Raw genomic sequence first — 22,210 nt, 5'->3', positions numbered from 1 at the left:
AAACAAACGAGAACGCCTCCATGAAGAAAATAGTTATCCCCACGTTGCTCGCAGGCCTGATGGCCTCTTCCGTTGTTTTCGCGGCATTGCCGGCGGCAATCAAGGACAAGGGTGAGATCAGCGCGGCCATCGTGCCGAACTACCCGCCGATGGACTTCAAGGACCCGGCCACCAACAAGATCACCGGCCTGGATTTCGACCTGGGCAACGCCCTCGCCGAGCGCCTGGGCGTGAAGATCAAGTGGCAGGAAACCGGCTTCGAGCAGATGCTCAGCGGCCTGACCACCAAGCGCGTGGACATCGTGCTGTCAGGCATGACCGACACCGCCGAGCGCCAGAAAGCGGTGACCTTCATCGACTACTTCACCAGCGGCCCGCAGCTGTACACCCTGGCCAAGCGTGACGACCTCAAGGAATTGACCGACCTGTGCGGTAAAAAAGTCGGCACCAGCCGCCGTACCACCTGGCCGTCGGAAATTGCCGCGTGGAGCAAGGAAAACTGCGAAGCGGCGGGTAAACCGGCGATCGTGGTGATCGGCACTGAGGGCTCGGCGGATGCACGGGCGCAGTTGCAACAGAACCGCCTGGACGCGGCGATGCAGGGCAGCGAGACCATTCCTTATCTGATGTCGCTGGATAAAGGCAAGTACAAGCCGGTGGGCCTGGCGATTTCCAAGCAGTTCACCGGGCTTGGGATTGAGAAGAGCAACACAGAATTGGTCACGGCGATCAGTGAAGCGTTGCAAGGCATGATCGATGATGGGACCTACGGCAAGATTCTGAAGAAGTGGGACCTGGAGCAAGGTGCGGTCGAGAAGATCACCATCAACTCCGGCCAATAACTCGATCTGAACAATGTGGGAGGGGGCTTGCTCCCGAGAGCGGTCTATCAGCCAAGCATCTGGTGACTGAGCCACCGCCATCGGGGGCAAGCCCCCTCCCACCCTGGATTTTCGTTGTCCACAAAGATAACAAGGACACCCGCCCCACCGTGGCCACCTACTCCCTGGTAATCCGCCGCCTGATGATTTGCTCGGTGACCATCGTGGTCAGCCGCGCCATGACCAGCCCGTTGCTGGCCCTGTTGCTGAGTACCCGCCTGGGCCTGAACCAGCAGGACATCGGCTTGCTGATGGGCATCGCGGTGTTTATCGCGACATTGCTGGGCCTGTACGGTGGCTACATCATCGACCGCCTGGAAAAGCGCAAGCTGCTGATCCTGGCCATGCTCTCCAGCTCCATCGGTTTTCTATTGCTGACCTTTGCCAGCAACCTCTACCTCACCACCCTGACCCTGGTCATCACCGAAGCGGCGTCGGCGCTGTTCCTGATTGGCTCAAAAGCCATCATCAGCGAGAACCTGCCGGTGGGCGAGCGTGCCAAGGTGTTTTCCCTGCGCTACACACTGACCAACGTCGGCTACGCCACAGGCCCGATGGTCGGCGTCGTGATTGCCGGCCATATGCAACTGGCACCGTTCCTGATCGCCAGCGCGATCGCCTTTGGCAGCCTGTTCCTGATGATTGGCATCCCGCCCACCCAACGGGATGACAGCAACAAGCCCTTGAGTTTCCTCATCACCCTGCGCACCTTGCGCAACGACCGCACGCTGATTCTGTTCACCAGCGGCAGCCTGCTGAGCACCATTGTCCATGGGCGCTACACCTTGTATCTGTCGCAGTTTTTGCTCGTAGCCTACAAACCTGCCGAGGCGCTGAAGATTCTGTCTGCGGTACTGGCCTGCAATGCCATCACTGTGATTTTGATGCAGTACCAGATCGGCCGTTTCCTCAAGCGTGAGCAACTGCGCTATTGGATCGTGCTAGGTACGTTGCTGTTCATTGCCGGGCTTATCGGTTTCAGCCTCGCAAACAGCCTGGTCACCTGGTGCCTGGCAATGTTCGTGTTCACCCTGGGCGAGATGATCATCTACCCCTCCGAGTTCCTGTTTATCGACACCATCGCACCTGATGCGCTGCGCGGCAGTTACTACGGTGCGCAGAACCTGGCGGCATTTGGCGGGGCAATGAGCCCAGTGATTTGCGGCTATCTGTTGATCAATGCCACGCCGGCCAGCATGTTCTATGCGTTGGGGGCACTGACTGCGGTAGGTGGCACCTTGTGTTTCTTGAGTGGACGACGGGTAGCAGGTTCTTGCTGATATTTACCCAGGATCCCGCTATTAATAGCGAAACCTCCCACGGACCAGCGCCCCATGAAATTCGATACGGCCTACAGCCTGAGTCTCGATGACAAGCTGTCGATCTACGACGTACGAGACCTGAATTTCGACGAAACCGCCGACTTCGATTCCGACAGAGATCGCTTCCTGTGCCCCAACGACGAATGCCGGGCAGCGTTTGATACCAACAATACCCTGAGCACCTTCAACGCCAAAAACGTCAATTACCTGCGCACGCCGCACTTCAAGAACAAGACCGGCACCCAACACATCGATGGCTGCCGCTACGCCAGCACGCACAAGACCACCGCCGGCGAAAGTGATGACGAGCGTGAGGACAATTTCCCATCGGAATTTGTCCTCACACGCCGCCAGTACGAGCGCAAGATCCCGTTGGCGGGCACCGAAGGAAGCATGCCACTAGAACCAACCAAGACCCCCTCAGACCGCAACTCCGTTTCCCACGGCGCCAGCGACACCACACCAGACAAAACCAGCGTGTTCGCCCACCCGGTGGAATGCTATGTGTCCAACATCGACGACAAGGACAAGCTCAAGTCCATGCCGTTGAAGATCGGCGACCACACCGCCACCTACTGGACGTTCTTCAAGAAGATCGAATACCTGCAGGACAACAAGGGCCTGATCTACTGGGGCAAGATCAAAGAAATCAAGGACTACACCAGCAGCTTTCGCATCGATTTCGAAAAGAAGGCGTGGCTCGACAAGAAGCCCTACTCGGTCAACGTCTACCTGAGCAAGAAACTCATCGAGAACTACCGCAAGCGCAAGGCATTCCTGGAGCAGATCAAGGCGGCGGTGGACAGTGAGCGGGCGTTGTACTGCTTCTTCTATGGGGTGACGCCGGAGCTGAAACAGGTGCCGAGCAAGAAAAACCCCGAGCAGACGTTCGGGGTGTTCAGCGCGAATATCGAGAACCTGGATCACCTGATCATTCGCGAGGCGCCAGGGGTGGAATAACGGGTCGTTGAACATCCAGTTGATGAGCGGTCAAAACAACTGTACAAAAACACAGTATAGTTTGCCCTCCCCCGTCGAATCCTGGAGAAAACCCATGTCCTCTCTGGCAATGAGCTCTTTCGTAGAACAGCAGATCGTCCTGCATCAATTCACCGCCAAACACAGCGTGCAAGCGCGCGCGATGCTGGGCTGGAGCAGGGAACACCTGGCTATTCAGGCCGGCGTGGCGGTCGAAGCGGTTCAACAGTTTGAAAATCAATACGACGTGGGGGATGAAACCCGCCTGGCATTGGCGTTTCGGTTGGAAGCTGAAGGGCTGGCGTTCTTCCCGGGGTTTGCGCCGGGGTGGGGGATGAGTGCGCGCCGCTTTGACACCGCCACAACCGAACACGCGGCGCAAGGGATCATCTCTCGGTTGATCGGCGCAACTTCGTCATCACTTGACTCACCAACGCCACAACCTAATGGTGTGTAGCGCTTCAGGCCTGCAGTTGCAGTGCCCGGCGCATCAATTTGGGCCCCTGGCCCTGGGGCCAAACCTGTCACATCGCAAACCCGCCTTACGCTACGGTTCGAGTTGATCAAGGGAGACGGACCTCTGCTGTGCATCTGCCAGCAGAGGTTGAATCAACCTTATGCGAGGTTTGTAGGTTCCTCTATAGTGGCGCCTGTATCAACGGGTGCTGGCGAGAAGGGCGTCCCCGGAAGAAAGGCGGGTTCCTTGATCGACGGGGAAGCTTGTTCATAGACATAAGCAGCCGAGAGTAAGGCCGCTTCACTGTTAGCTGTGCCATATAAATAGAGCGCTGTAGGCATACCTTCATCATCCATCCCGGACGGGATGGACATGCCCGGGTAGCCCGCAGCGGCGGCGTAATAATAGTTGTGAGAAAGAAAGTTCGACACCATGGCATCGAGTTTGTGTTCTTTGATGGGATCATCGATGATTTTCTGGAAAATCGGAACGATATCCTGCCACAACTGATCGCGCCTCTCCTGGGTCACGTTCAGATCGTTGATGATTTCCAGAAGCTTCTGGTCAGGCTCTCCTGGCTGCAAGTGACGTTTGTTGAAAGCTATCACTTCCGAGATCGACTTGACCGGCAACCCCTCCCGACCTGCCAGGTAATTTTCCAGTTGTTGTTTGACGTCTGCAAACAACGCTTCGTTATAGTCCTTGTAGGTTTGTTCAGTAATGCCTTCATCCAATTGTCCGACCGGAACCAAGATAGCGCCCCTATCCTTCAACACTTCGATTGCAGCCTCATAGTGCTTTCGGTCTGCCCGTTTCGCCGGGTCTTTGGCATCCTCTTCAGACAGTTCAGGCAGCGGTGTGTAGCCAATTCTCTTGCCTTTCAAGGCATCAGACCGCAGGCCTTCAGTGTAGCGCTTGCTTTCGGTCATTGCGTTGAGTGCCTCTGCCGCATCCCGGACATTACGTGTGAAGGTGCCTATCGTATCCATACGTGAACTGGTCATGACACCCTCGGTACTGACCAGTCCAACCGTGGTTTTCAGACCGAAAACACCGTTGTAGGCAGCCGGGGTAATGATCGAACCACTGGTTTCCACCCCTAACGCCAGAGGAACATGCCCTTGGGCAACCGCAACAGCAGAACCGGAACTCGACCCAGCCACCTGGCCTCCCAACCGATGTGGGTTGAGCGTCTGGCCACCTCGGGAACTCCACCCATCAACGGGTAATTCAGAGCGGAAGTTGGAAAATTCACTCATGTTGGTTTTGCCCACAACCACCGAACCAGCCTTCAGCAATTTGTCCACGACCTTGGCGTTCTTTGGCGCCGGCGCGCCTACCAATGCCTTGGAACCTGCACTTGTCTGCATACGGTCCTTGGTTTCAAAAACGTCTTTCAACGCAACCGGAACGCCGTGTAAGTATCCACAAGAGAGGCCTCTGGCACGCTCCTGATCGCGCATTTGCGCCTGCTTGCGGGCATCGGGGTTGATTTCTATAAACGCGTTGCCACCTTGCAACCCGCGATCAATATTGGCGATTTGTTTCAGCGAGTCGTTCACCAGCGATTCTGAAGTGGCTTGGCCTTTTGCCATTTCCTCTGACATTTGAAAGGCACTCTTGAAGCCTTGCGGCTGATTCAAAAGTGCCTGCAGCACACCGTCTGTTAATCCGCCTGCGATAATCGGTCCGGTCATAAACTGCCTCACTACTTGACTGAATGTCAGGCTATCGGTCGATAACCCGACATCAGTCTAAGAAGTCCCCCGTGGACAACCGTTGAGGCTAATCCTGCTCCGGGGTCCGATCATTTACTACTCGATGTAGGCATCCGCAAGGAATCTTTCAGTAACCGACGATAGAACCGAACCAGTACCAGTATGCGGTCACCGGCCCAACGAGCACCGTAAAACCACAGTTTCGTCCCGTCCTCAAGCAGCTCGCATGCTCCGGGATACCCGCTGGCGCACGCGCCATGAAACGCTGCGCTTTTACTTTCGGACACAAGGGCATCAAGACTTTGCTCACCGACGCGCTCATCGATCTCATTGCGAGTATACGCAACGAATGGATTGGCCCTGTCACCTCGCAAGGCATCCAGCGCCACCAGTTGCGCGCCCGCCGAGCGCAAGGTATCCAGGGCTTGTAGGAAAGCAGGACTGTGGTCTACGGCCTCGCTTGCACCGGGTCCAACGTAACGGTTGGCAAACCCTATGCGCCAGCCAACCAATACCTGAGTGCGGGTGAAGGGGCTGTTGTTCATCACGGGAGGGACTTCAGCCATCAACGGCCCCGAGGGGTCAATACCACTCAATGCGATCAATGACAGCGACGGGTCGCGCGGGGGTTTGAGGGCAAGTCCCGGGGCGTCATACCCCGGGATCGGGACGCCCCCTCGGGTGCCATGAGCCTGGGGATCGACACCGAAAACGATACCACGAGGGCTTGTATGCTCTTGGGCTGTCGTTGCCTGGGCTGACGAGTCAGTGAGCGCAGACACCGGTTGCCCCGTCGGACAGGGCAACCCCGCCTGCCAATATTTCTTACATTTGCACTCCATGAAATATGTCCCCCGACACATAAATTTCCGGGGATCATCGCACCGTTGCCTGGCGCCTGTCGCAGCTCTGAAACAGCTTGAAAACTCCTTTTTCCATAGCCCCCTCCGTCAGCCTGCGAGGTGTTCCTGTGCCCCCTGGGTTTCCACCTCCAGCCACCACGCACCTCCACGCTCTGGCTGATTCAAGCTGAACGCCTGCCCCATCTGCGGCGTAGTGATCGACACGTTGCGCTCCCAGGCCAGGGCCATGATGCGGTCGAACGGCTCATGCCAGGCATGGAACGCCAGGTCGAAAGTGCCATTGTGAATCGGCAGCAACCAGCGGCCCTTGAGGTCGATATGCGCTTGCAGGGTTTGCTCTGGCTGCATGTGCACATGGGGCCAGTCGACGTTGTAAGCACCTGTTTCCATCAGTGTCAGGTCAAATGGACCGTACTGTTCGCCGATGCGTTTGAAACCGTCGAAGTAACCCGTGTCACCGCTGAAGAAAATCCGCCGAGGTCCATCGATCATCACCCAGGAACACCACAGGGTCTGGTTGGCATCAAACAGACCGCGCCCGGAAAAATGTTGCGCAGGGGTGGCGACAAACCGAACGCCATCCACCTCGGTGCCCTGCCACCAATCCAGCTGGCGCACCTTGCTGCCATCCACCCCCCACTTGACCAGGATGTCGCCCACGCCCAGCGGCGCAAGAAAATAACGAGCCTTGTCGGCCAATTGGACGACAGCCTTGCGGTCAAGGTGGTCGTAGTGGTTGTGGGAAAGAATCACCGCCTCCAGGGGCGGCAACTCTTCAAGGCTGATGGGCGGCTGATGGAAGCGCTTGGGGCCGGCCCAACTGAACGGTGAGGCGCGCTCGGCAAATACCGGGTCGGTTACCCAGAATTTACCGCGCATTTTCAGCAACACGGTGGAATGTCCAAGGCGGAATACGCTGTGATCCGGGGCCGCCAGCAATTGCTCGCGCGTCAGCGGTTGTACCGGAATCTGCCCCACCGGCCGCGTGCTGCGGGGTTTGTTGAACAGCATGTTCCAGAAAATGCGCAAGGTCTTGCCGAAGCCACCGTGCTGCACGGGGGCATCGTTGCTGAAGTGCCCTTGGCCTTGCTTGGGCGCTGCTGGCGAAGAATCGACACGGGACGAGATCGTGGCCATTACCGGGTGACTCCTACGGATCGCTTATAAATTACACTGCACAGTGTAGTTTCAAGATTGCAACAAAACCCGGAGCAAGTAAACTACCGAGTGTAATTTTCGTCCAAGAGCCGAGCCCCACCCATGACTGCCCCTCAACGCCTCACCGACCGTAAACGCGAAGCCATTGTGGCTGCGGCCATCGCCGAATTTCGCGCAAACGGTTTCGAGGTCACCAGCATGGACAAGATCGCCGCCACTGCCGGCGTATCCAAGCGCACCGTGTACAACCACTTCCCCAGCAAGGAAGAATTGTTCGCAGAAATTCTTCATCAGCTCTGGGCCAGCAGCGTCGCCCAACTTGACGTCAGCTACGCCAGCGACCGCCCATTGCGCGAACAACTGCGCGGGTTGTTGGAGGCGAAGATGAAGATGATGTCGGACACCAATTTCCTCGACCTGGCCCGGGTCGCCATCGCCGCCACCATCCATTCGCCGGAACGTGCGCAAGACATGGTCACCCGCCTGAGCCAACGCGAAGAAGGCTTCACCCAATGGGTTCGCGCCGCCCAGGCAGACGGCCGGCTCAACTGCTCCGACCCGGCCTTCGCCGCCCACCAGATCCAGAGCCTGCTCAAGGCCTTCGCCTTCTGGCCACAGATTACCCTCGGCCAACCCACCCTGGATGCCGCCCACCAGGCCAGCGTGATCGAGTCGGCCATCGACCTGTTCCTCGCCGGCTACGAAGTCACCCTGCCCCGCCAGCCATAAAAAACCTGTTGTGTGAGCGACATTCCAGGTCGCTTTTGACGCATTCGCCCTCTGTTTTGCGCAAATGGCCTGGAAGGACACTGATTATTCCCACGCGAATAACTGACAATATTCACAGGCATTATCCGATCAACGGTTGATCCAGCGAACGCGCGCCACCGTATCTGCAAAAAACAGCTGCCCCAGGAATTTATGGAAAACAGACAAGGCAAAGGGCTTTCATTTGCCAAGCGTATCTACAAGCCAAGGATCATCGGCCTTTCTATCGGCTGCATCAGCGTCAGCGGCGCCCTTTACACTCTCGCCATGCCGGGCTGGGTGTGGGCACTCCTGCTGTTCAACGGGTTTGCCTGGGCGCATGTGGCGTATCAACTGTCGGCCCGCTCGCGGTACCCCTACCAGGCCGAACAACGCAACCTGCTGTATGACTCGCTGCTCGGCGGCTTCTGGGCCGCCGCCACGCAGTTCACGCCACTGACGGCCGTGACCATTCTGTCGATGATGACCATGAATAACGTCGCCGCCGGCGGCAAGCGCCTGTTCCTGCGTGGCCTGTGCGCACAAGGGCTTGGAATCGGCGTGGCCAACGCGCTGTTCGGCATCCGGTTCAACCCCGATGTCAGCCTGCTGCAGGTCTACACCTGCCTGCCGATGCTGACGCTCTACCCCATGGCCATCGGCATGGTCTGTTATCAACTGGCAATCAAACTCTCCGAACACAAGCGCGCCCTCAGCGCCCTGAGCCGCACCGACAGCCTCACCGGGCTGCTCAATCACGGCTCCTGGAAGGACCTGCTGCACCTCAAGTTCCACAAGTGCCGGCAGCAGCGGAGCCACGCCACCATTGCCTTGATCGACATCGACCACTTCAAGCAGATCAACGACACCCACGGCCATATCGTCGGCGATGCGGTACTGCGGCAGTTGAGCCTGGAGTTGCGGCGCAACCTGCGGGAAAACGACCTGGCCGGTCGTTACGGGGGCGATGAGTTCTGTGTGATTCTTCCGCAAATGCCGTTGGAACAGGCTGCCGAAATCATGGAACGCATGCGCGAAACTTTCAGCAATTACCGCAACCCGCAGATCCCCGAATTGCGGGTCAGCCTGAGTATCGGCCTGGCCGATTTCCAACCCTTCTTCAGCGATGCCGCGATGTGGCTGAATGCAGCGGATCGCGCGCTGTACGCCGCCAAGGACACCGGGCGCAACCGGGTCAATGTCAGCGACGAAGTGATCGCCCATTCCGCCTGAAGTCGTCCTACGACTCCTCGTCTGCAAAGACCAGAAAGCACCCAACAAGAAAGCATAATGCCACCACTGGTCGCCTACCCAAAAAAGGTCCTCCCACACGGGCGAACTTCTTGTCAGGCTGATCACTCTGAACCCGTTGTCCCACCCCCCTCTGTCAGCACAAGGAAGCTGGCAATGAGCAAGTCAACCGTGTGGCGTACGCCTTACGGGGGCAGGCGCATATCCAAGGAAACCCCAGAGTCTGCTTGCCCGAGCACCGCACATGCTATTCAACACACATAAAAGAACCATCAGCACCCAGCAACACACCATCGCCCAACAGGCCAGCCTGCTGGACGCCATCGAGCGCTCCATGGCGGTGATCGAATTCGACCTGTCCGGCAATGTGCTGCGCGCCAATGCCAATTTCCTGCAGACCATGGGCTACCGCGCCGAGCAGGTAGAGGGCCAGTCCCATCGAATGTTCTGTACCCCGGCCTTCGCCCGTAGCCCCGAGTACAGCCAACTGTGGTCAAACCTGCGCAACGGCCAATTCCAGTCCGGCACCTTTGAACGGGTGGCCGGCGATGGCCAGTCGGTGTGGCTGGAAGCCAGCTACAACCCAGTGCGTGATGACGCGGGCCTGGTGACCAAAGTGGTGAAATACGCGATGGACGTCACCCCGCGCCTGCAGGCCGAAAGCGAAGCCAATGCCAAACTGGATGCCATTGGCCGCGCCATGGCGGTGATCGAGTTCAACCTCGACGGCACCATCATCACCGCCAACGCCAACTTCCTGCAGCGCATGGGTTACACCCTGGCGCAGATCCAGGGCCAGCATCACCGAATGTTCTGCAGCGCGGCACTGGCCAGCAGCTCAACCTACGGCGACTTCTGGAAACGCCTGAACCAAGGGGAAATGTTCAGCGGCCAGTTCGAGCGGGTGGATAAAAACGGCCAGGTCGTGTGGCTCGAAGCCAACTACAACCCGGTGTACGACGCCAGCGGGCGGCTGTGCAAAGTGGTGAAGTTCGCCTCGGACATCACCGCCCGCGTGCAACAGCATGCGGCGGACGCGCAGAGTGCGGCGCAGGCCTATCACCTGTCCTTGAACACTCAGGACATGGCAGAAAAAGGTGCCGAGGTGATTCAGAAAACAGCCAACGGCATGCGCGAAATTTCTGCCGACATCGACGGTTCCTCACAACTGATCGCCAAGCTCGGTGATCGTTCGCAACAGATCACTGCCATCGTCAACACCATTCGCGGTATCGCCGACCAGACCAACCTGCTGGCCCTAAACGCCGCCATCGAGGCCGCGCGTGCGGGTGAACAAGGCCGTGGTTTCGCCGTGGTAGCCGACGAAGTCCGGCAACTGGCGGCGCGCACCAGCGGCTCCACCACGGAGATTTCCAGCATGATCGCGATGATTCAGGCTGAAACCCGACAAGCCATCGACAGCATGGACGCCACCCGCGACCGCGCCGCCCAAGGCGTTGAAATGGCCAACCAGGCTGGCACAGTTATCCTGCAGATTCGCCAAGGCACCAGCGAAGCGGTGCAGGCGGTGAGTGCATTCGCCAACGAGCGTGGCGGCAACTGACCCGATCTTCATACGGAGTGCCGGGGGCTCGGTCTATAGTGCTGGTTGTTCTTCAAGCATGAGATCCGAGCCCGCCATGACCCCAGAAAAGCCCGAAGCCACCCCCGTCGACCACCTGCGCTTCCACCGCCCCCACGCCCACCTGGCGCCGACCTTCGGCAACGACACCTTTGCCCTCAAGGCCGAAGCCTTCGCGCGCTTCTTCGGTACGCCGACCTTCCTTGGCGCACAAACCGCCATCGTGGTGTTGTGGGTGGTACTGAACATGACCGGCATCACGCATTTCGATGTGTACCCGTTCATCCTGCTCAACCTGGCGTTCAGCCTGCAATCGGCCTACGCCGCGCCGCTGATCCTGCTGGCCCAGACCCGCCAGGCCGCGCGCGACAAGGCGCAGTCCGATGCAGATGCGCAGCACCGTGAAGCCCTGGCGATCGCCAATACCGAGCGCCAGGCCCAGGCGGCGCAGACCACCAAACAGTTACTGGAACTGCTGGAGCAAAACACCCGGCTCACGGAAATGACCAAACAACTGACTGAGCACATTGAAAGCCTGACCTGCGAAATGCATGAGCATTTTGTGCGAAAAACCTAAGGCAATCGCACCTGCCGTCCCAGCTCATCGAACAGGGTCACCACCGAGCGCAACGCTCGGCAGTCCGGGCGCGTGAGCAGCCACAACGCGGTGTCATGCCCTGCCAACGCGGGGCCGAGCGATTGCAGGCCGTCACCCAATAGAAAGTCCGGCAAGGCTGCCACCCCCAACCCTGCCCGTACCAGCTCGGTAACCGACAACATGCTGTTGCAGCGATAACTGGGACGCACACCGGGCAGATGCTCGCGACGCCAGGCGACCGTGGGGTGGTCGGGCAGGAAGTCATCCGGGGTGATCCATGGCAGGTCAGCCAACTCGCGACCGGCGTGCTGACGAGCAAAATCCGCGCTGGCGCACACCTGATAAGCCACGTTGCCCAGGCGTCGGCCGACCAGATGTTCCGGCGGCGTGCGGGTCAGGCGCAGGGCGATGTCCGCGTCGCGGCGGCTGAGGTTGGCGAAGTCATTCGAGGTGCTCAGTTCCAGGGTCAATGCCGGGTAGTGCGGCATGAACTGCGCCAGGGCCGGCAACAGCAGACCTTGCAGTACGGAGTCGGTACAGGTCAGGCGCACCGTGCCGCTGATCACCTCACCGCCCTGCTCCACGCCAATGCGCGCCGCCTCCAGCGCTTGTTCGGCACGCTCGGCCTGCTGCGCCAGGTTGCTTGCCAGGCTGGTGGGCAGGTAGCCGGCGCGGCTTTTTTCAAACAATGTCTGGCCCAGCGCCGCCTCCAGGCGCCGCACCGCGCGGAACACCGTGGACACGTCCACCCGCAACAACGCGGCCGCCCGTGCGAGCGTACCGCCACGCACCAGCGCGAGGATCAGCGACAAATCAGGGTAATCGAGTGAATAGTGCGTAGCTGCATTGAACATATGGGCAAACGCCAATATTGATTGCGTGAACGCCAATCTATAGTGCGCCCCAGGACACCACAAGTCATGGGATGTACACGATGAAAACCACACCTCTGCACCTTGCCCTGATCGGCGATTACAACCCCGATGTCATCGCCCACCAAGCCATTCCCGTGGCCTTGCAACAGGCCTCCGAGACCCTGGGGCTGAGCGTGCATGTCCAATGGCTCGACACCGATACCCTGCCGCAATCACTGCACGATTTCGACGGCTTCTGGTGCGTCCCCGCCAGCCCCTACCGCGACACCGATGGCGCACTGCGGGCGATCCGTTTTGCCCGCGAGCAACGCCGGCCGTTCCTCGGCACCTGCGGCGGTTTTCAGCACACGGTGGTGGAATATGCGCGCAACGTACTGGGCTGGAAAGATGCCGAGCACGGCGAACTTGCGCCGCACGCCAGGCGCGCCGTGATCGCGCCACTGAGTTGTGCGCTGGTGGAAGCCACCGACACCGTGCGCCTGGTGCCGTACACACGCATCGCCGAGGCCTACGGCACCCTTGATCAGCAGGAGGGCTATCGTTGCCGCTACGGCGTGAACCCCGAGTTTCTCGACGCCCTGCTGGAAGGCGACCTGATCCCCAGCGGCCATGACTCGGAGGGCGATCTGCGGTCAGTGGAGTTGCTTGACCACCCGTTCTTCGTCGCCACCTTGTTCCAACCCGAACGCGCTGCGTTAAAGGGTATTACCCCTCCCTTGGCAATTGCCCTGCTCAAGGCTTGCCAGTCGGTGTCGGCATGATCGCCCGCACACCCGCCCCGCCCTACTACGCGGTGATTTTCAGTTCACTGCGCACCGAGGGCGACCAGGGTTACGGCCAGGCCGCCAACCGCATGCTCGAACTGGCGCGCGGACAACCGGGATTTCTCGGCGTGGAATCAGCACGGGAAGACGGGTTGGGCATTACCGTGTCGTATTGGGAGAGCGAGGCGGCGATCCTGGCCTGGAAGCAGCAGGCCGAGCACCGGGCGGTACGCGAACAGGGGCGCACCACCTGGTACTCGGCGTTCCAGACGCGGGTATGCAAAGTCGAACGGGCGTACGCCTTCGAAAGCGGTTGAGGCTTTGGGGTGAGAGGGCCTGATGATGAAAGCAGGGTTGTTTGTGGTTAACAGGCTTGTTGTGGCGAGCAGGCTTGCCCTGCGTTGGGGCGCGAAGCGCCCCTGAAACCAGCGGCTGCGTTTTTCCTGAAAGAACAGTGCGATCTTTATTGGGGCTGCTGCGCAGCCCAACGCAGGGCAAGCCTGCTCGCCACAGGGTTAGCTCACCAGGCTGCGCAACGCACTGATCTGCGGAATCTCCACCCGCCGCATATACACCCGCAGCGGCTCGGTGATGTTGATACGCTCGTCGATGTTCTGGTCCAGCAGTAACTGGATGCGCTCGCGAGACAGAGTCATGGTCTGTTCCGGGGCCGGCAGCCAGACGAACTCGGAGGTGGGGATGATGCCGTCATCGGCCACGTCCATGCCGAAGGAGTCTTCGCTGAAACGCACGATGTACTGGCCGGTCTTGCGGTTGAGGCCAACAAAACCACGGAGTTGGTCGGCGGCCTGGCAGATAAGCTCGGAGGTGATGCGCATGGTAAACCTCACTGAAAAGTCCCACAGGGACTGGAAAGATGGTTTACACGCGTGGCACAAAGTACCGCCCTCTAACGGGGCAGCTTCGGGCAAGAGTACTGCAATGCCTGCAAAAAAAACGCAGAAAATCGAGGCGTGCACACGTTAATGTCGGTTTGGTGATAGCGCCTTTCGCAATCAATTGTTAAAAAGGAGGCCTTCTCAAAGCTACCTCCACGAAAGGACTTCGCATATGCCTGTCACGTTTACCAAGAGTGCCTTGCTGCTCGCCCTGATGCTCGGCCTTGGCCAGGCACAGGCTGCCGACCCGATCAGCCCGGCTGAATTGGCAACCAACGAAGGCATTCCGTATCCAGCCGTGATCGCCCACCGTGGCGCGTCCTACGACGCCCCCGAATCCACCGCCGCGGCCTACAAGATTGCCCGCGACCTGGGTGCCGACTACCTGGAAATGGACCTGCAGCGCAGCAAGGACGGCGTGCTGTTCGCCCTGCACGACAACAACCTGCAGCGCACCACCGACGTGGCCACCAAGTTCCCCGACCGCAAGGACGCCCCGGCCAACGAGTTCACCTGGAAAGAACTGCAAACCCTCGACGCCGGCAGCTGGTTCAACGCCGCCTACCCGGACCGCGCGCGTCCAGGCTTCGTCGGCCTGAAAATCCAGAGCCTGGACGACATCATCAAGATCGCCGAAGGCAACCCGTCGCACAAACCCGGCCTGTACATCGAGACCAAGGAGCCCAAGCAATTCCCGGGCATCGAAGCCGACCTGAAGAACAAGCTGCTGGATAAAGGCTGGCTGAGCTCCGCCGGCTCCAAGCTGGGCAAGAGCAACACCGGCGTCGGCCAGGGCAAGGGCCGCGTGGTGCTGCAAACCTTCGAGGTTGCCAGCCTCAAAGAGCTGCAGAAAGAAATGCCCAACACCCCGAAGATCCTGCTGTTGTGGGTGGGTGAAGGCAGCATCGAGCCGAAAAACAAGCAGACGTTCGCTGAGTCCGGCGAAACCACCAAGGCCGCCTACTACGCCAAGCAGGAACCGAAGGATGCCGCCGAGTTCGAAAAATGGGTCGACGAAGCCAAGAGCCTCGGCGCTATCGGCACCGGCCCATCGGCCGAGCTGACCAACCACGGCGACCAGAGCTATTCGGACCTGGTCAAACCGGAGATGAACAAGCTGACCCACGACAAGGGCCTGCTGGTGCACGTCTACACCGTCGATGAGCCGGTGGACTTCGACAAAGTGATGAAGGCCGGCGTCGATGGCATCTTCACCAACCGCGCCGCCGAACTGCTGAAGTTCTACAAGCGCTGGCCGTCGTCCAGCGTGCAAGACCTGCTGAACGACTATAAGTACTGAGTGGTCAGTGTGCCATTAAGGATGAGTTAAGTTGCGCCGGTTAATCTGGCGCCACTTAAACAGCTCACTGAAGAAGGACACACACCATGAAAACCTTGACCGCTCTGTTCGCCGCTACCGCCCTGACCCTGACCGCCGGCCTGGCCCAGGCGGATGTTCGCCCGGATCATATTGAAGGCCTGCTCAAGTCCGGCGCCGTGATGCCTTTCGACAAACTCAACGCTGCCGCCCTGGCCCAACACGCTGGCGCCACCATCAACGACACCGAGTTGGACCACAACAACAGCGGCGTGCTGGTCTACGAAGTCGAGCTGACCGACACCGCCGGCAAGCGGTTTGAAGTGAAGCTCGACGCCAAGACCGGCGCCGTGCTGGAAGACAAGCTGGACACTTGATTTACCCCCTGTGAAAAACGCGCCACCTTCGGGTGGCGCGTTTTTTTGTGGGCACCGTCAAACGGTCACAGAATCGTCATATCACCTTGCAATGATTCGCTGCGCGACCTGTGAAACGTCCTACAGGCCCTTTCTCTGCGAGTCTCCATGAACCACAGCATCGACCACAGCCACCAGGACTCAGACCTGTTCGGCTTGCTTTACGGTTTCCGTTTTCGCCCCGGTGAAAAGGGCGAGCAGATCGATTCGGCCACGGCCCTCCAGTCCTTGCGCCAGCCGGCCGACCCGGACGAGTTTTTGTGGTTGCACCTGAACCTGGCCCACGCCGCATGCGAGCGCTGGATGCAGGCGCATCTGGACCTGCCGGAAGAGTTCTTCGAAGCCCTGCATGAAGGTTCGCGCTCAACCCGCATCGAGCATGTTGACTCGGCCTTGCTGGCGGTGGTCAACGACGTGGTGTTCAACTTCAGCAGCATGGTCTCGTCGGACATTTCTACGCTGTGGGTGTGCGCCCGCAGCCGCCTGTTGATCAGCGCACGCCTGCAACCGCTGCACTCGGTGGACAAGCTGCGCTCGTCGGTGAAAGCCGGTGAAAGCTTCCGCTCACCGCTGGCCTTGCTCGTGCACTTGCTGCGTGACCAGGGTGAAGTGCTGACGCAGATCGTGCGCAAGACCAGCATCAGCGTCGACCATATCGAGGACCAATTGCTCTCGTCACGGTTGTCCACCAACCGCGCTGAACTGGGGGCGGCACGCCGGGTGCTGGTGCGCCTGCAACGCCTGCTGGCGCTGGAACCGGGTTCGCTGCTGCGCCTGCTCAACCGCCCGCCGCAATGGCTGCAAAAAGAGGACGTGAAAGAGCTGCGCAAATCCACCGAGGAGTTTGCGCTGATCATCAACGACCTGATGGCCCTGGGCGAACGCATCAAGCTGTTACAGGAAGAGATCGCCGCCAACCTCAACGAGCAGAGCAACCGCACACTGTTCACCCTCACCGTGGTGACGGTGCTGGCGTTGCCGATCAACATCATCGCCGGTTTTTTCGGCATGAACGTGGGGGGTGTGCCGCTTTCGCAGGACCCGGAAGGCTTCTGGATCCTGGTGGCGTTGGTGGCGACCTTTACCTTGATTGCCGGGCGGTGGGCCTTTCGCAAGCGTAAAGACTATTGACTTGAGATTTGCGTAACCACGCCCCTAGCAGGGGGTCCTAATTAAACCTTGACGCCTGAAACAGCACCGTCTTGAAAGACAAGTAAACACGTGATTTTCAAATAAATAGAGGCGCCAACCCAGTTTGGCGCCCGTTAAAACATTTATCTCAGCCTCACGCGCCCTCATTGAGAAGCAAGAGTGTTTCTGAAATATCCGTACCATGGACATGTGCAACCGTATATCCGATTGTTTGCCAGCAGCACTTTAGCGCAAAGGGTGGGATATCAAGTAGAATAAGTTCGGAGTCCCCTGGTTCAAGCAATGTTTCTTGGACTGGCCAGCCATCAATCAGTACTGTGACAGTGTTATACCCAAAAGGTGGAACGTAAGTAATTGGAGGAACAACAACTTTCAATATATCAAAATGCCCCACGCGGACGCTTTCACCATAGGCATTAGGTATAGCTTGAGGAATCTGGATTTTTGGGAGAGTAGGAATAGCCATCACATTCACCTTTTTTAAATTAATTGAATCAGGCCGACAACTCGATTAAACCGCCCCCCTCATTAGTACGTCTACTGTCAAATATAACAGGTACATACGAGTATCAAGTCACTCTGAAACAGGCATTACCAATAAGACCCGACATCAAACTTAACAACACTGAAAATTGTCTCCTTCAATAGGCATTGCCTCCTGATGATGGCGGACCGGACCTTTAGAATGACTACTGACCAGCAGCATGCTCAATCCTCCAAACACTGACCTATGGCAGTATCTTTGTAACATTCTGCAATGACTATGAACGGCATCCTCCCCACACTGGATGCCCCGGCATGGCCACCCCTTCCCTGACTGCCTCCACCCACGCCTCACCCGCCGCGCCCAAGCCCAGGCTGGACAAGAAACCCGGCCTGGTGACGGTAATCATCTTCTTTGCCGTGCTCGCCATGGGCCTGTTGTTCACCGCCTACAGCCTGATGCACGACATGCATGAAATGGGCGCCCAGCTCACCACCTGGACGCCGTTTCTGCTGCTGGGCGTGGCGCTGTTGATCGCCTTGGGTTTCGAGTTCGTCAACGGCTTCCACGACACCGCCAACGCCGTGGCGACGGTGATCTACACCAACTCGCTGCCGCCGCATTTTGCGGTGGTGTGGTCGGGCTTTTTCAACTTCCTCGGCGTGCTGCTTTCGAGCGGCGCGGTGGCGTTCGGGATTATTGCGTTGCTGCCGGTCGAGCTGATTCTGCAGGTGGGTTCTTCCGCCGGCTTTGCGATGATCTTCGCCCTGCTGATCGCCGCGATCCTGTGGAACCTCGGCACCTGGTGGCTGGGCTTGCCGGCGTCGTCGTCCCACACGCTGATCGGTTCGATCATCGGCGTGGGCGTGGCGAATGCCTTGATGCACGGGCGTGACGGCACCAGCGGTGTGGACTGGAGCCAGGCGATCAAGATCGGTTACGCCTTGCTGCTGTCGCCGCTGATCGGCTTCGCGTTTGCGGCGATGCTGTTGCTGGCCCTGCGCGCCTTCGTCAAGAATCGCGCGCTGTACAAGGCGCCCAAGGGCGACACCCCGCCACCGTGGTGGATCCGCGGCATGCTGATCGCCACCTGCACCGGCGTGTCCTTTGCCCATGGCTCCAACGATGGGCAAAAAGGCATGGGCCTGATCATGCTGATCCTGGTGGGCACCTTGCCGATGGCCTACGCGCTGAACCGCACCATGCCGGCCGAGCAGTCGCTGCAGTTCGCGGCAGTGGCCGAAGTCACCCAGGTCGCCCTGGTGAAAAGTGCCCCGCAAGCGCTGACCGGTGACCCGCGCCCGATCCTCTCCACCTACGTGCGCACCAAGGAAGCCACCCCGGAACTGGTCCCCGCCCTCGCCGCCCTCGCCGGGCAGATCGGTGATGAAGTCAAAGGTTATGGCTCCCTGGCCAAGGTGCCTGCCGAAGCCGTCGGCAACGTGCGTAACGACATGTACCTGACCAGCGAAACCATTCGCCTGATGGACAAGGGCAAGGTCGGCAGCTTCGACGCCGACACCCAGGGCAAGCTGCAACTGTTCAAGCAACAGATCGACAATTCCACGCGCTTTATTCCGCTGTGGGTGAAAATCGCCGTGGCCATCGCCCTGGGCCTGGGCACCATGGTCGGCTGGAAGCGCATCGTGGTGACCGTGGGCGAGAAGATCGGCAAGACCCACCTGACCTACGCCCAAGGCGCCTCGGCAGAAATGGTGGCGATGCTGACCATCGGCGCGGCGGACATGTATGGGTTGCCGGTGTCGACCACCCATGTGCTGTCGTCGGGTGTGGCGGGGACCATGGTGGCGAACGGGGGCGGGTTGCAGATGCGCACGATCCGCAACCTGGCGATGGCGTGGGTGCTGACGTTGCCGGCGGCGATTCTGCTTTCCGGCAGCCTCTACTGGCTGTTCACCCAACTCTTCTGACACAACAGTGATTGAACATGTGGGAGGGGGCTTGCCCCCGATTGCAGTGGGTCAGCTATAGAGAAGCTGGCTGGTCCACCGCTATCGGGGGCAAGCCCCCTCCCACAGTTTTATCCAGCGAACAGCCCGGACATTATCTTCAACCGCTTCTTGTAGACACGCCGCGCCTCCAACGCCTGCTCCAGCGTCACCGCCACAAACCCTGCCCGCTGGTTCGGTTGCATCTGCCCGATCAAATCCAGGTCGGCGCTGATCACCGTGCCGATCATCGCGTAGCCACCGCCCGACACCGCATCCCGGTGCAATACAATCGGCTCCAAGCCAGCCGGCACCTGGATCGAACCGATCGGGTAGCAACTGTCGACGATGTTCGAAGGGTCCGACCCCGCGCCAAACGGCTGCTCCCGTGGCTGGAAGCTCAACGCACTGCCGCCCTTGAAGCGATAGCCGATGCGGTCGGCTTCGGAACCCACGGTCCAGGGCTCGGCGAAAAAGCTGCTTTTTGCCGCATCCGTGAGGCGCTCGTAATACAGCCCCGGCACCACGCGCAGGGTGATATCCCCGCCCACTGAGCGACGCAACGCCATCGGCAGACTGTTGCCCGCGCGCCCCGTGCCACTGGCTTCACCTATGGGCAATTCATCGCCTTCCTGCAAGCGCCGCCCCTGAAAGCCGCCAAGCGCGCCGAGGGTGTAGGTCGAGCGGCTACCGAGCACCAGCGGCACATCAATGCCACCGGCCACCGCGAGGTAAGTCCGCGCCCCCGCCTTGGGAAATTCAAAGCGCAACACCTGCCCGGCGCGCACCTGGAACGCGGTGTCCTGGTGCACCACTTCACCGTCCAGGCGCGGCGACATCAGGGCGCCGCTGAGGGCCACCAGCGCATCCTGTTGGAACTGCAGTTCTGGGCCGATCAATGTGCATTCCAGACCCGCCGCGCCCACCGGGTTGCCCACCAGGTGGTTGGCCGCGCTCAACGCGTATTGATCCAACGCACCCGACGGCGGGATGCCCAGGTGGTAGTAACCTTCGCGGCCAAGGTCTTGCACGGAGGTGGCGAGGCCGGGTTTGAGGACCTTGATCATGCCAGCGCCTCCTGCAGGGTTTTCGGGTAGCCAATGGGGTCGGCGAGAAAAGCGTCGAGGGAAAATTCCACCGGACGGATACGCAGGTCGAAACGTCCTGCGTCCACCTCGGCCACCGCTCGGTCGTAGGCGTCACGGTCCATGGGTTTGAACTGCACGATATCGCCTGGCCGGAAGAACACCATGTGCTCCTTGAGGTAGGCCAACTGCTGCGCCGGGTCATAGATCGGCGCCGGGGTCACGCCGAACATCTGGTAACCGCCGGCACCGCGCACCGAGTAGATGCAACCAAAACAGCCGCCATGGCCGAGGGTGAGTTTCGGCGTGTCGGTGCGCGGGCGCAGGTACTTGGGCACCTGCAACTGCCGCTCGCGCTCGACCATCTGGAACATGAACGGCAAGCCCGCGACAAACCCGACCATCGACACAAACCATGGCGCACCGCTGTGGGCAGCGATAAACGCGTCGACATCGGCCAGGCCATTGATACGCGCAGCGTATTCCAGGTCGGTGCCGCTGGGGTCCTGGTGGCGGTCGCGAAAACGCATGAGGGTTTCATGGGTCCACGGGTCGTTGTACAGCACCGGGATTTCGATGATGCGCGTGTGCAGCGTGCGTTCGGCCACGGCCTGGGCTTCGGCGGTGTGCACCGCATCGAGCAATACATGGGGCGCGATGCGGTCGGGGTCGAAGCGGATCTGGAACGATGCGTTGGCCAGGCACACATCCAGCACGCCTTCCAGCGCCAGGCGCTCCACCGCGCGGGTCACCGCCATGCCCTTGAAAAAGGCCTCCAGGGACATGCTGTCGCTGACCTCGGCAAACAGGTGTTCATCACCGCCGAAGCTGTAGCGGATGGGGGACGTTTCAGCCATGTCTGTTCCTCTTGGAATCATTGTAGAAAGGCAGGCGAAAAAATAAGGCGATGATTTTTATTGTGGTGTCTTGACCGTGATGCCCGCTTGGTCCAGCGCTTCGCGGGTGGCTTCCACCAGCTCCAGCGCACCGGGGGTGTCGCTGTGCAGGCAGATGGAGTCGAATTCGATAAACAGGTCTTCGCCTTCCACGGTTCGAACAAGTCCCGTCTGACAGGCCCGCAGGACGCGCGCCGCCACCGTCGCCGGGTCCAGCGCCCGCACATTGCGGGTAAACACGATGGAGCCGGTCAGATCGTACTCACGGTCGGCATAAAACTCCCGGACCACCGGCTGTCCCAGCTCCTGCGCGACACGCCAGATCACCGAGTTGGGCATGCAGTACAGCAGCAGCGTCGGCTCGATGATGCGCAGGTTCTGCACCAGCAGGCGCGCGGCTTCTTCGTCGCGGGCCAGGTGCATGTACAGCGCGCCGTGGGGTTTGATGTGTTGCAGGGTCATGCCCTGGGCGCGGGCAATTTCCCGCAGGGCGCCAAGCTGGTAGAGCATGTCGTCCACCAGCTCCTGGGCCGGAGCGTTGATATGGCGGCGGCCAAAGCCGACCAGATCACGGAAGCCAGGATGCGCGCCGATGGCCACGCCCAATTGCCTGGCCCGCTCGACGGTGCGGCGCATGGTGCCGGGGTCGCCGGCGTGGAAGCCGGTGGCGATATTGGCCGAGCTGATGTAGGCCATCAGCTCAGCGTCGACGCCATCGCCGATGGTCCAGGGGCCAAAGCCTTCGCCCATGTCCGAATTGAAATCCACTGCCTGCATCGAAGTCGCTCCGCCTAAGTGATGCAGGAAAAGTAGGCTG

Annotated in this window: 23 protein-coding genes and 1 pseudogene; 15 read left to right on the top strand and 9 right to left on the bottom strand. The window is 59.8% G+C overall.

Annotated elements, in window-relative coordinates:
• The first annotated feature begins 20 nt into the window (after positions 1–20).
• The 4 genes from BMX59_RS21295 to BMX59_RS21280 all read left to right on the top strand — a co-directional run bounded on the left by BMX59_RS21295 (position 21) and on the right by BMX59_RS21280 (position 3,638).
• Positions 21–842: an ABC transporter substrate-binding protein gene (locus BMX59_RS21295; RefSeq protein WP_092247123.1), complete on the top strand. Its 822-nt coding sequence runs from the start codon at positions 21–23 to the stop codon at positions 840–842.
• A gap of 149 nt (positions 843–991) precedes the next feature.
• Positions 992–2,161 (top strand): MFS transporter, encoded by a 1,170-nt coding sequence (locus BMX59_RS21290; RefSeq protein ID WP_092247120.1) that lies wholly within the window; start codon positions 992–994, stop codon positions 2,159–2,161.
• 54 nt (positions 2,162–2,215) lie between these two features.
• Entirely contained in the window at positions 2,216–3,163 is a 948-nt protein-coding gene (locus BMX59_RS21285) for a hypothetical protein (RefSeq protein ID WP_092247117.1), read from the top strand.
• A gap of 94 nt (positions 3,164–3,257) precedes the next feature.
• Positions 3,258–3,638 (top strand): helix-turn-helix domain-containing protein, encoded by a 381-nt coding sequence (locus BMX59_RS21280; RefSeq protein WP_092247114.1) that lies wholly within the window; start codon positions 3,258–3,260, stop codon positions 3,636–3,638.
• Between the two features lie 158 nt (positions 3,639–3,796).
• Here BMX59_RS21280 and BMX59_RS21275 read toward each other — a convergent pair whose 3' ends face one another.
• From BMX59_RS21275 to BMX59_RS21265, 3 genes are all read right to left on the bottom strand, one after another.
• Entirely contained in the window at positions 3,797–5,335 is a 1,539-nt protein-coding gene (locus BMX59_RS21275) for an amidase family protein (protein ID WP_256572986.1), read from the bottom strand.
• A 110-nt stretch (positions 5,336–5,445) separates the two neighbouring features.
• Positions 5,446–5,922: a hypothetical protein gene (locus tag BMX59_RS30860; RefSeq protein WP_256572985.1), complete on the bottom strand. Its 477-nt coding sequence runs from the start codon at positions 5,920–5,922 to the stop codon at positions 5,446–5,448.
• 384 nt (positions 5,923–6,306) lie between these two features.
• Positions 6,307–7,356: an MBL fold metallo-hydrolase gene (locus BMX59_RS21265; RefSeq protein WP_092247111.1), complete on the bottom strand. Its 1,050-nt coding sequence runs from the start codon at positions 7,354–7,356 to the stop codon at positions 6,307–6,309.
• Between the two features lie 123 nt (positions 7,357–7,479).
• On the opposite strand from BMX59_RS21265, the gene BMX59_RS21260 reads away from it, so the two are divergent.
• The 5 genes and pseudogenes from BMX59_RS21260 to BMX59_RS21245 all read left to right on the top strand — a co-directional run bounded on the left by BMX59_RS21260 (position 7,480) and on the right by BMX59_RS21245 (position 11,534).
• Positions 7,480–8,106, top strand: a complete 627-nt coding sequence (locus tag BMX59_RS21260) for a TetR/AcrR family transcriptional regulator (protein WP_093125459.1) — start codon at positions 7,480–7,482, stop codon at positions 8,104–8,106.
• Positions 8,107–8,298: 192 nt separating this feature from the next.
• Positions 8,299–9,357 (top strand): diguanylate cyclase, encoded by a 1,059-nt coding sequence (locus BMX59_RS21255; protein ID WP_093125454.1) that lies wholly within the window; start codon positions 8,299–8,301, stop codon positions 9,355–9,357.
• Between the two features lie 262 nt (positions 9,358–9,619).
• A pseudogene (locus BMX59_RS31210) lies at positions 9,620–10,342 on the top strand (PAS domain-containing protein); the annotation flags it as partial.
• Positions 10,343–10,459: 117 nt separating this feature from the next.
• Positions 10,460–10,939: a methyl-accepting chemotaxis protein gene (locus tag BMX59_RS31205; RefSeq protein WP_371914387.1), complete on the top strand. Its 480-nt coding sequence runs from the start codon at positions 10,460–10,462 to the stop codon at positions 10,937–10,939.
• 76 nt (positions 10,940–11,015) lie between these two features.
• Positions 11,016–11,534: a DUF1003 domain-containing protein gene (locus tag BMX59_RS21245; RefSeq protein WP_058427265.1), complete on the top strand. Its 519-nt coding sequence runs from the start codon at positions 11,016–11,018 to the stop codon at positions 11,532–11,534.
• Here the strand turns inward: BMX59_RS21245 and BMX59_RS21240 are convergent.
• Positions 11,531–12,409 (bottom strand): LysR family transcriptional regulator, encoded by an 879-nt coding sequence (locus BMX59_RS21240; protein ID WP_093125444.1) that lies wholly within the window; start codon positions 12,407–12,409, stop codon positions 11,531–11,533. The two genes, BMX59_RS21245 and BMX59_RS21240, sit on opposite strands and share 4 nt — an antisense overlap.
• 80 nt (positions 12,410–12,489) lie before the next feature.
• On the opposite strand from BMX59_RS21240, the gene BMX59_RS21235 reads away from it, so the two are divergent.
• Together BMX59_RS21235 and BMX59_RS21230 are read left to right on the top strand one after the other, a co-directional pair.
• On the top strand, positions 12,490–13,191 hold the full coding sequence (locus BMX59_RS21235; RefSeq protein WP_175486694.1) for a CTP synthase C-terminal region-related (seleno)protein: 702 nt from the start codon (positions 12,490–12,492) through the stop codon (positions 13,189–13,191).
• Complete coding sequence (locus tag BMX59_RS21230) at positions 13,188–13,511, top strand: antibiotic biosynthesis monooxygenase family protein (RefSeq protein ID WP_058427268.1); 324 nt, start codon at positions 13,188–13,190, stop codon at positions 13,509–13,511. Before BMX59_RS21235 ends, BMX59_RS21230 begins: the two co-directional genes overlap by 4 nt.
• A 198-nt stretch (positions 13,512–13,709) precedes the next feature.
• Here the strand turns inward: BMX59_RS21230 and BMX59_RS21225 are convergent, their stop codons facing one another.
• Positions 13,710–14,033 carry a DUF2025 family protein gene (locus BMX59_RS21225; RefSeq protein ID WP_093125434.1) on the bottom strand — a complete coding sequence of 108 codons (324 nt, stop codon included), beginning with the start codon at positions 14,031–14,033 and terminating at the stop codon, positions 13,710–13,712.
• A 232-nt stretch (positions 14,034–14,265) separates the two neighbouring features.
• Here BMX59_RS21225 and BMX59_RS21220 point away from each other — a divergent pair, with 232 nt between their 5' ends.
• From BMX59_RS21220 to BMX59_RS21210, 3 genes are all read left to right on the top strand, one after another.
• The gene (locus BMX59_RS21220) at positions 14,266–15,393 is read left to right on the top strand and encodes a glycerophosphodiester phosphodiesterase family protein (RefSeq protein WP_092247092.1); all 1,128 of its coding nucleotides are present in this window, start codon (positions 14,266–14,268) and stop codon (positions 15,391–15,393) included.
• A gap of 86 nt (positions 15,394–15,479) precedes the next feature.
• Positions 15,480–15,788, top strand: coding sequence for a PepSY domain-containing protein (locus BMX59_RS21215; protein WP_093125428.1), 309 nt, complete (start codon positions 15,480–15,482; stop codon positions 15,786–15,788).
• Positions 15,789–15,935: 147 nt separating this feature from the next.
• Complete coding sequence (locus BMX59_RS21210; protein WP_093125423.1) at positions 15,936–16,958, top strand: transporter; 1,023 nt, start codon at positions 15,936–15,938, stop codon at positions 16,956–16,958.
• 154 nt (positions 16,959–17,112) lie between these two features.
• On the opposite strand, the gene BMX59_RS30260 is transcribed toward BMX59_RS21210, so the two are convergent.
• A complete protein-coding gene (locus BMX59_RS30260; protein ID WP_139212917.1) occupies positions 17,113–17,445 on the bottom strand; it encodes a hypothetical protein in 333 nt (110 codons plus the stop codon).
• Positions 17,446–17,777: 332 nt separating this feature from the next.
• On the opposite strand from BMX59_RS30260, the gene BMX59_RS21205 reads away from it, so the two are divergent.
• Positions 17,778–19,394 (top strand): inorganic phosphate transporter, encoded by a 1,617-nt coding sequence (locus BMX59_RS21205; RefSeq protein WP_071489496.1) that lies wholly within the window; start codon positions 17,778–17,780, stop codon positions 19,392–19,394.
• 110 nt (positions 19,395–19,504) lie between these two features.
• Here the strand turns inward: BMX59_RS21205 and BMX59_RS21200 are convergent, their stop codons facing one another.
• The 3 genes from BMX59_RS21200 to BMX59_RS21190 are packed head-to-tail and all read right to left on the bottom strand — an operon-like array spanning position 19,505 to position 22,170.
• Complete coding sequence (locus BMX59_RS21200; protein WP_093125418.1) at positions 19,505–20,479, bottom strand: 5-oxoprolinase subunit C family protein; 975 nt, start codon at positions 20,477–20,479, stop codon at positions 19,505–19,507.
• The gene (locus tag BMX59_RS21195; RefSeq protein WP_093125413.1) at positions 20,476–21,354 is read right to left on the bottom strand and encodes a 5-oxoprolinase subunit B family protein; all 879 of its coding nucleotides are present in this window, start codon (positions 21,352–21,354) and stop codon (positions 20,476–20,478) included. The genes BMX59_RS21200 and BMX59_RS21195 overlap by 4 nt, the downstream gene beginning before the upstream one ends.
• Before the next feature lie 57 nt (positions 21,355–21,411).
• Positions 21,412–22,170, bottom strand: coding sequence for a 5-oxoprolinase subunit PxpA (locus BMX59_RS21190; RefSeq protein ID WP_092247074.1), 759 nt, complete (start codon positions 22,168–22,170; stop codon positions 21,412–21,414).
• Positions 22,171–22,210 lie beyond the last annotated feature (40 nt).

The sequence above is a fragment of the Pseudomonas sp. NFR09 genome (assembly GCF_900111535.1).
GTDB lineage: Bacteria > Pseudomonadota > Gammaproteobacteria > Pseudomonadales > Pseudomonadaceae > Aquipseudomonas > Aquipseudomonas extremorientalis.
The sequence above is the reverse complement of the archived record's forward strand: the minus strand, read 5'-3'. Positions and strand labels throughout refer to the sequence as shown.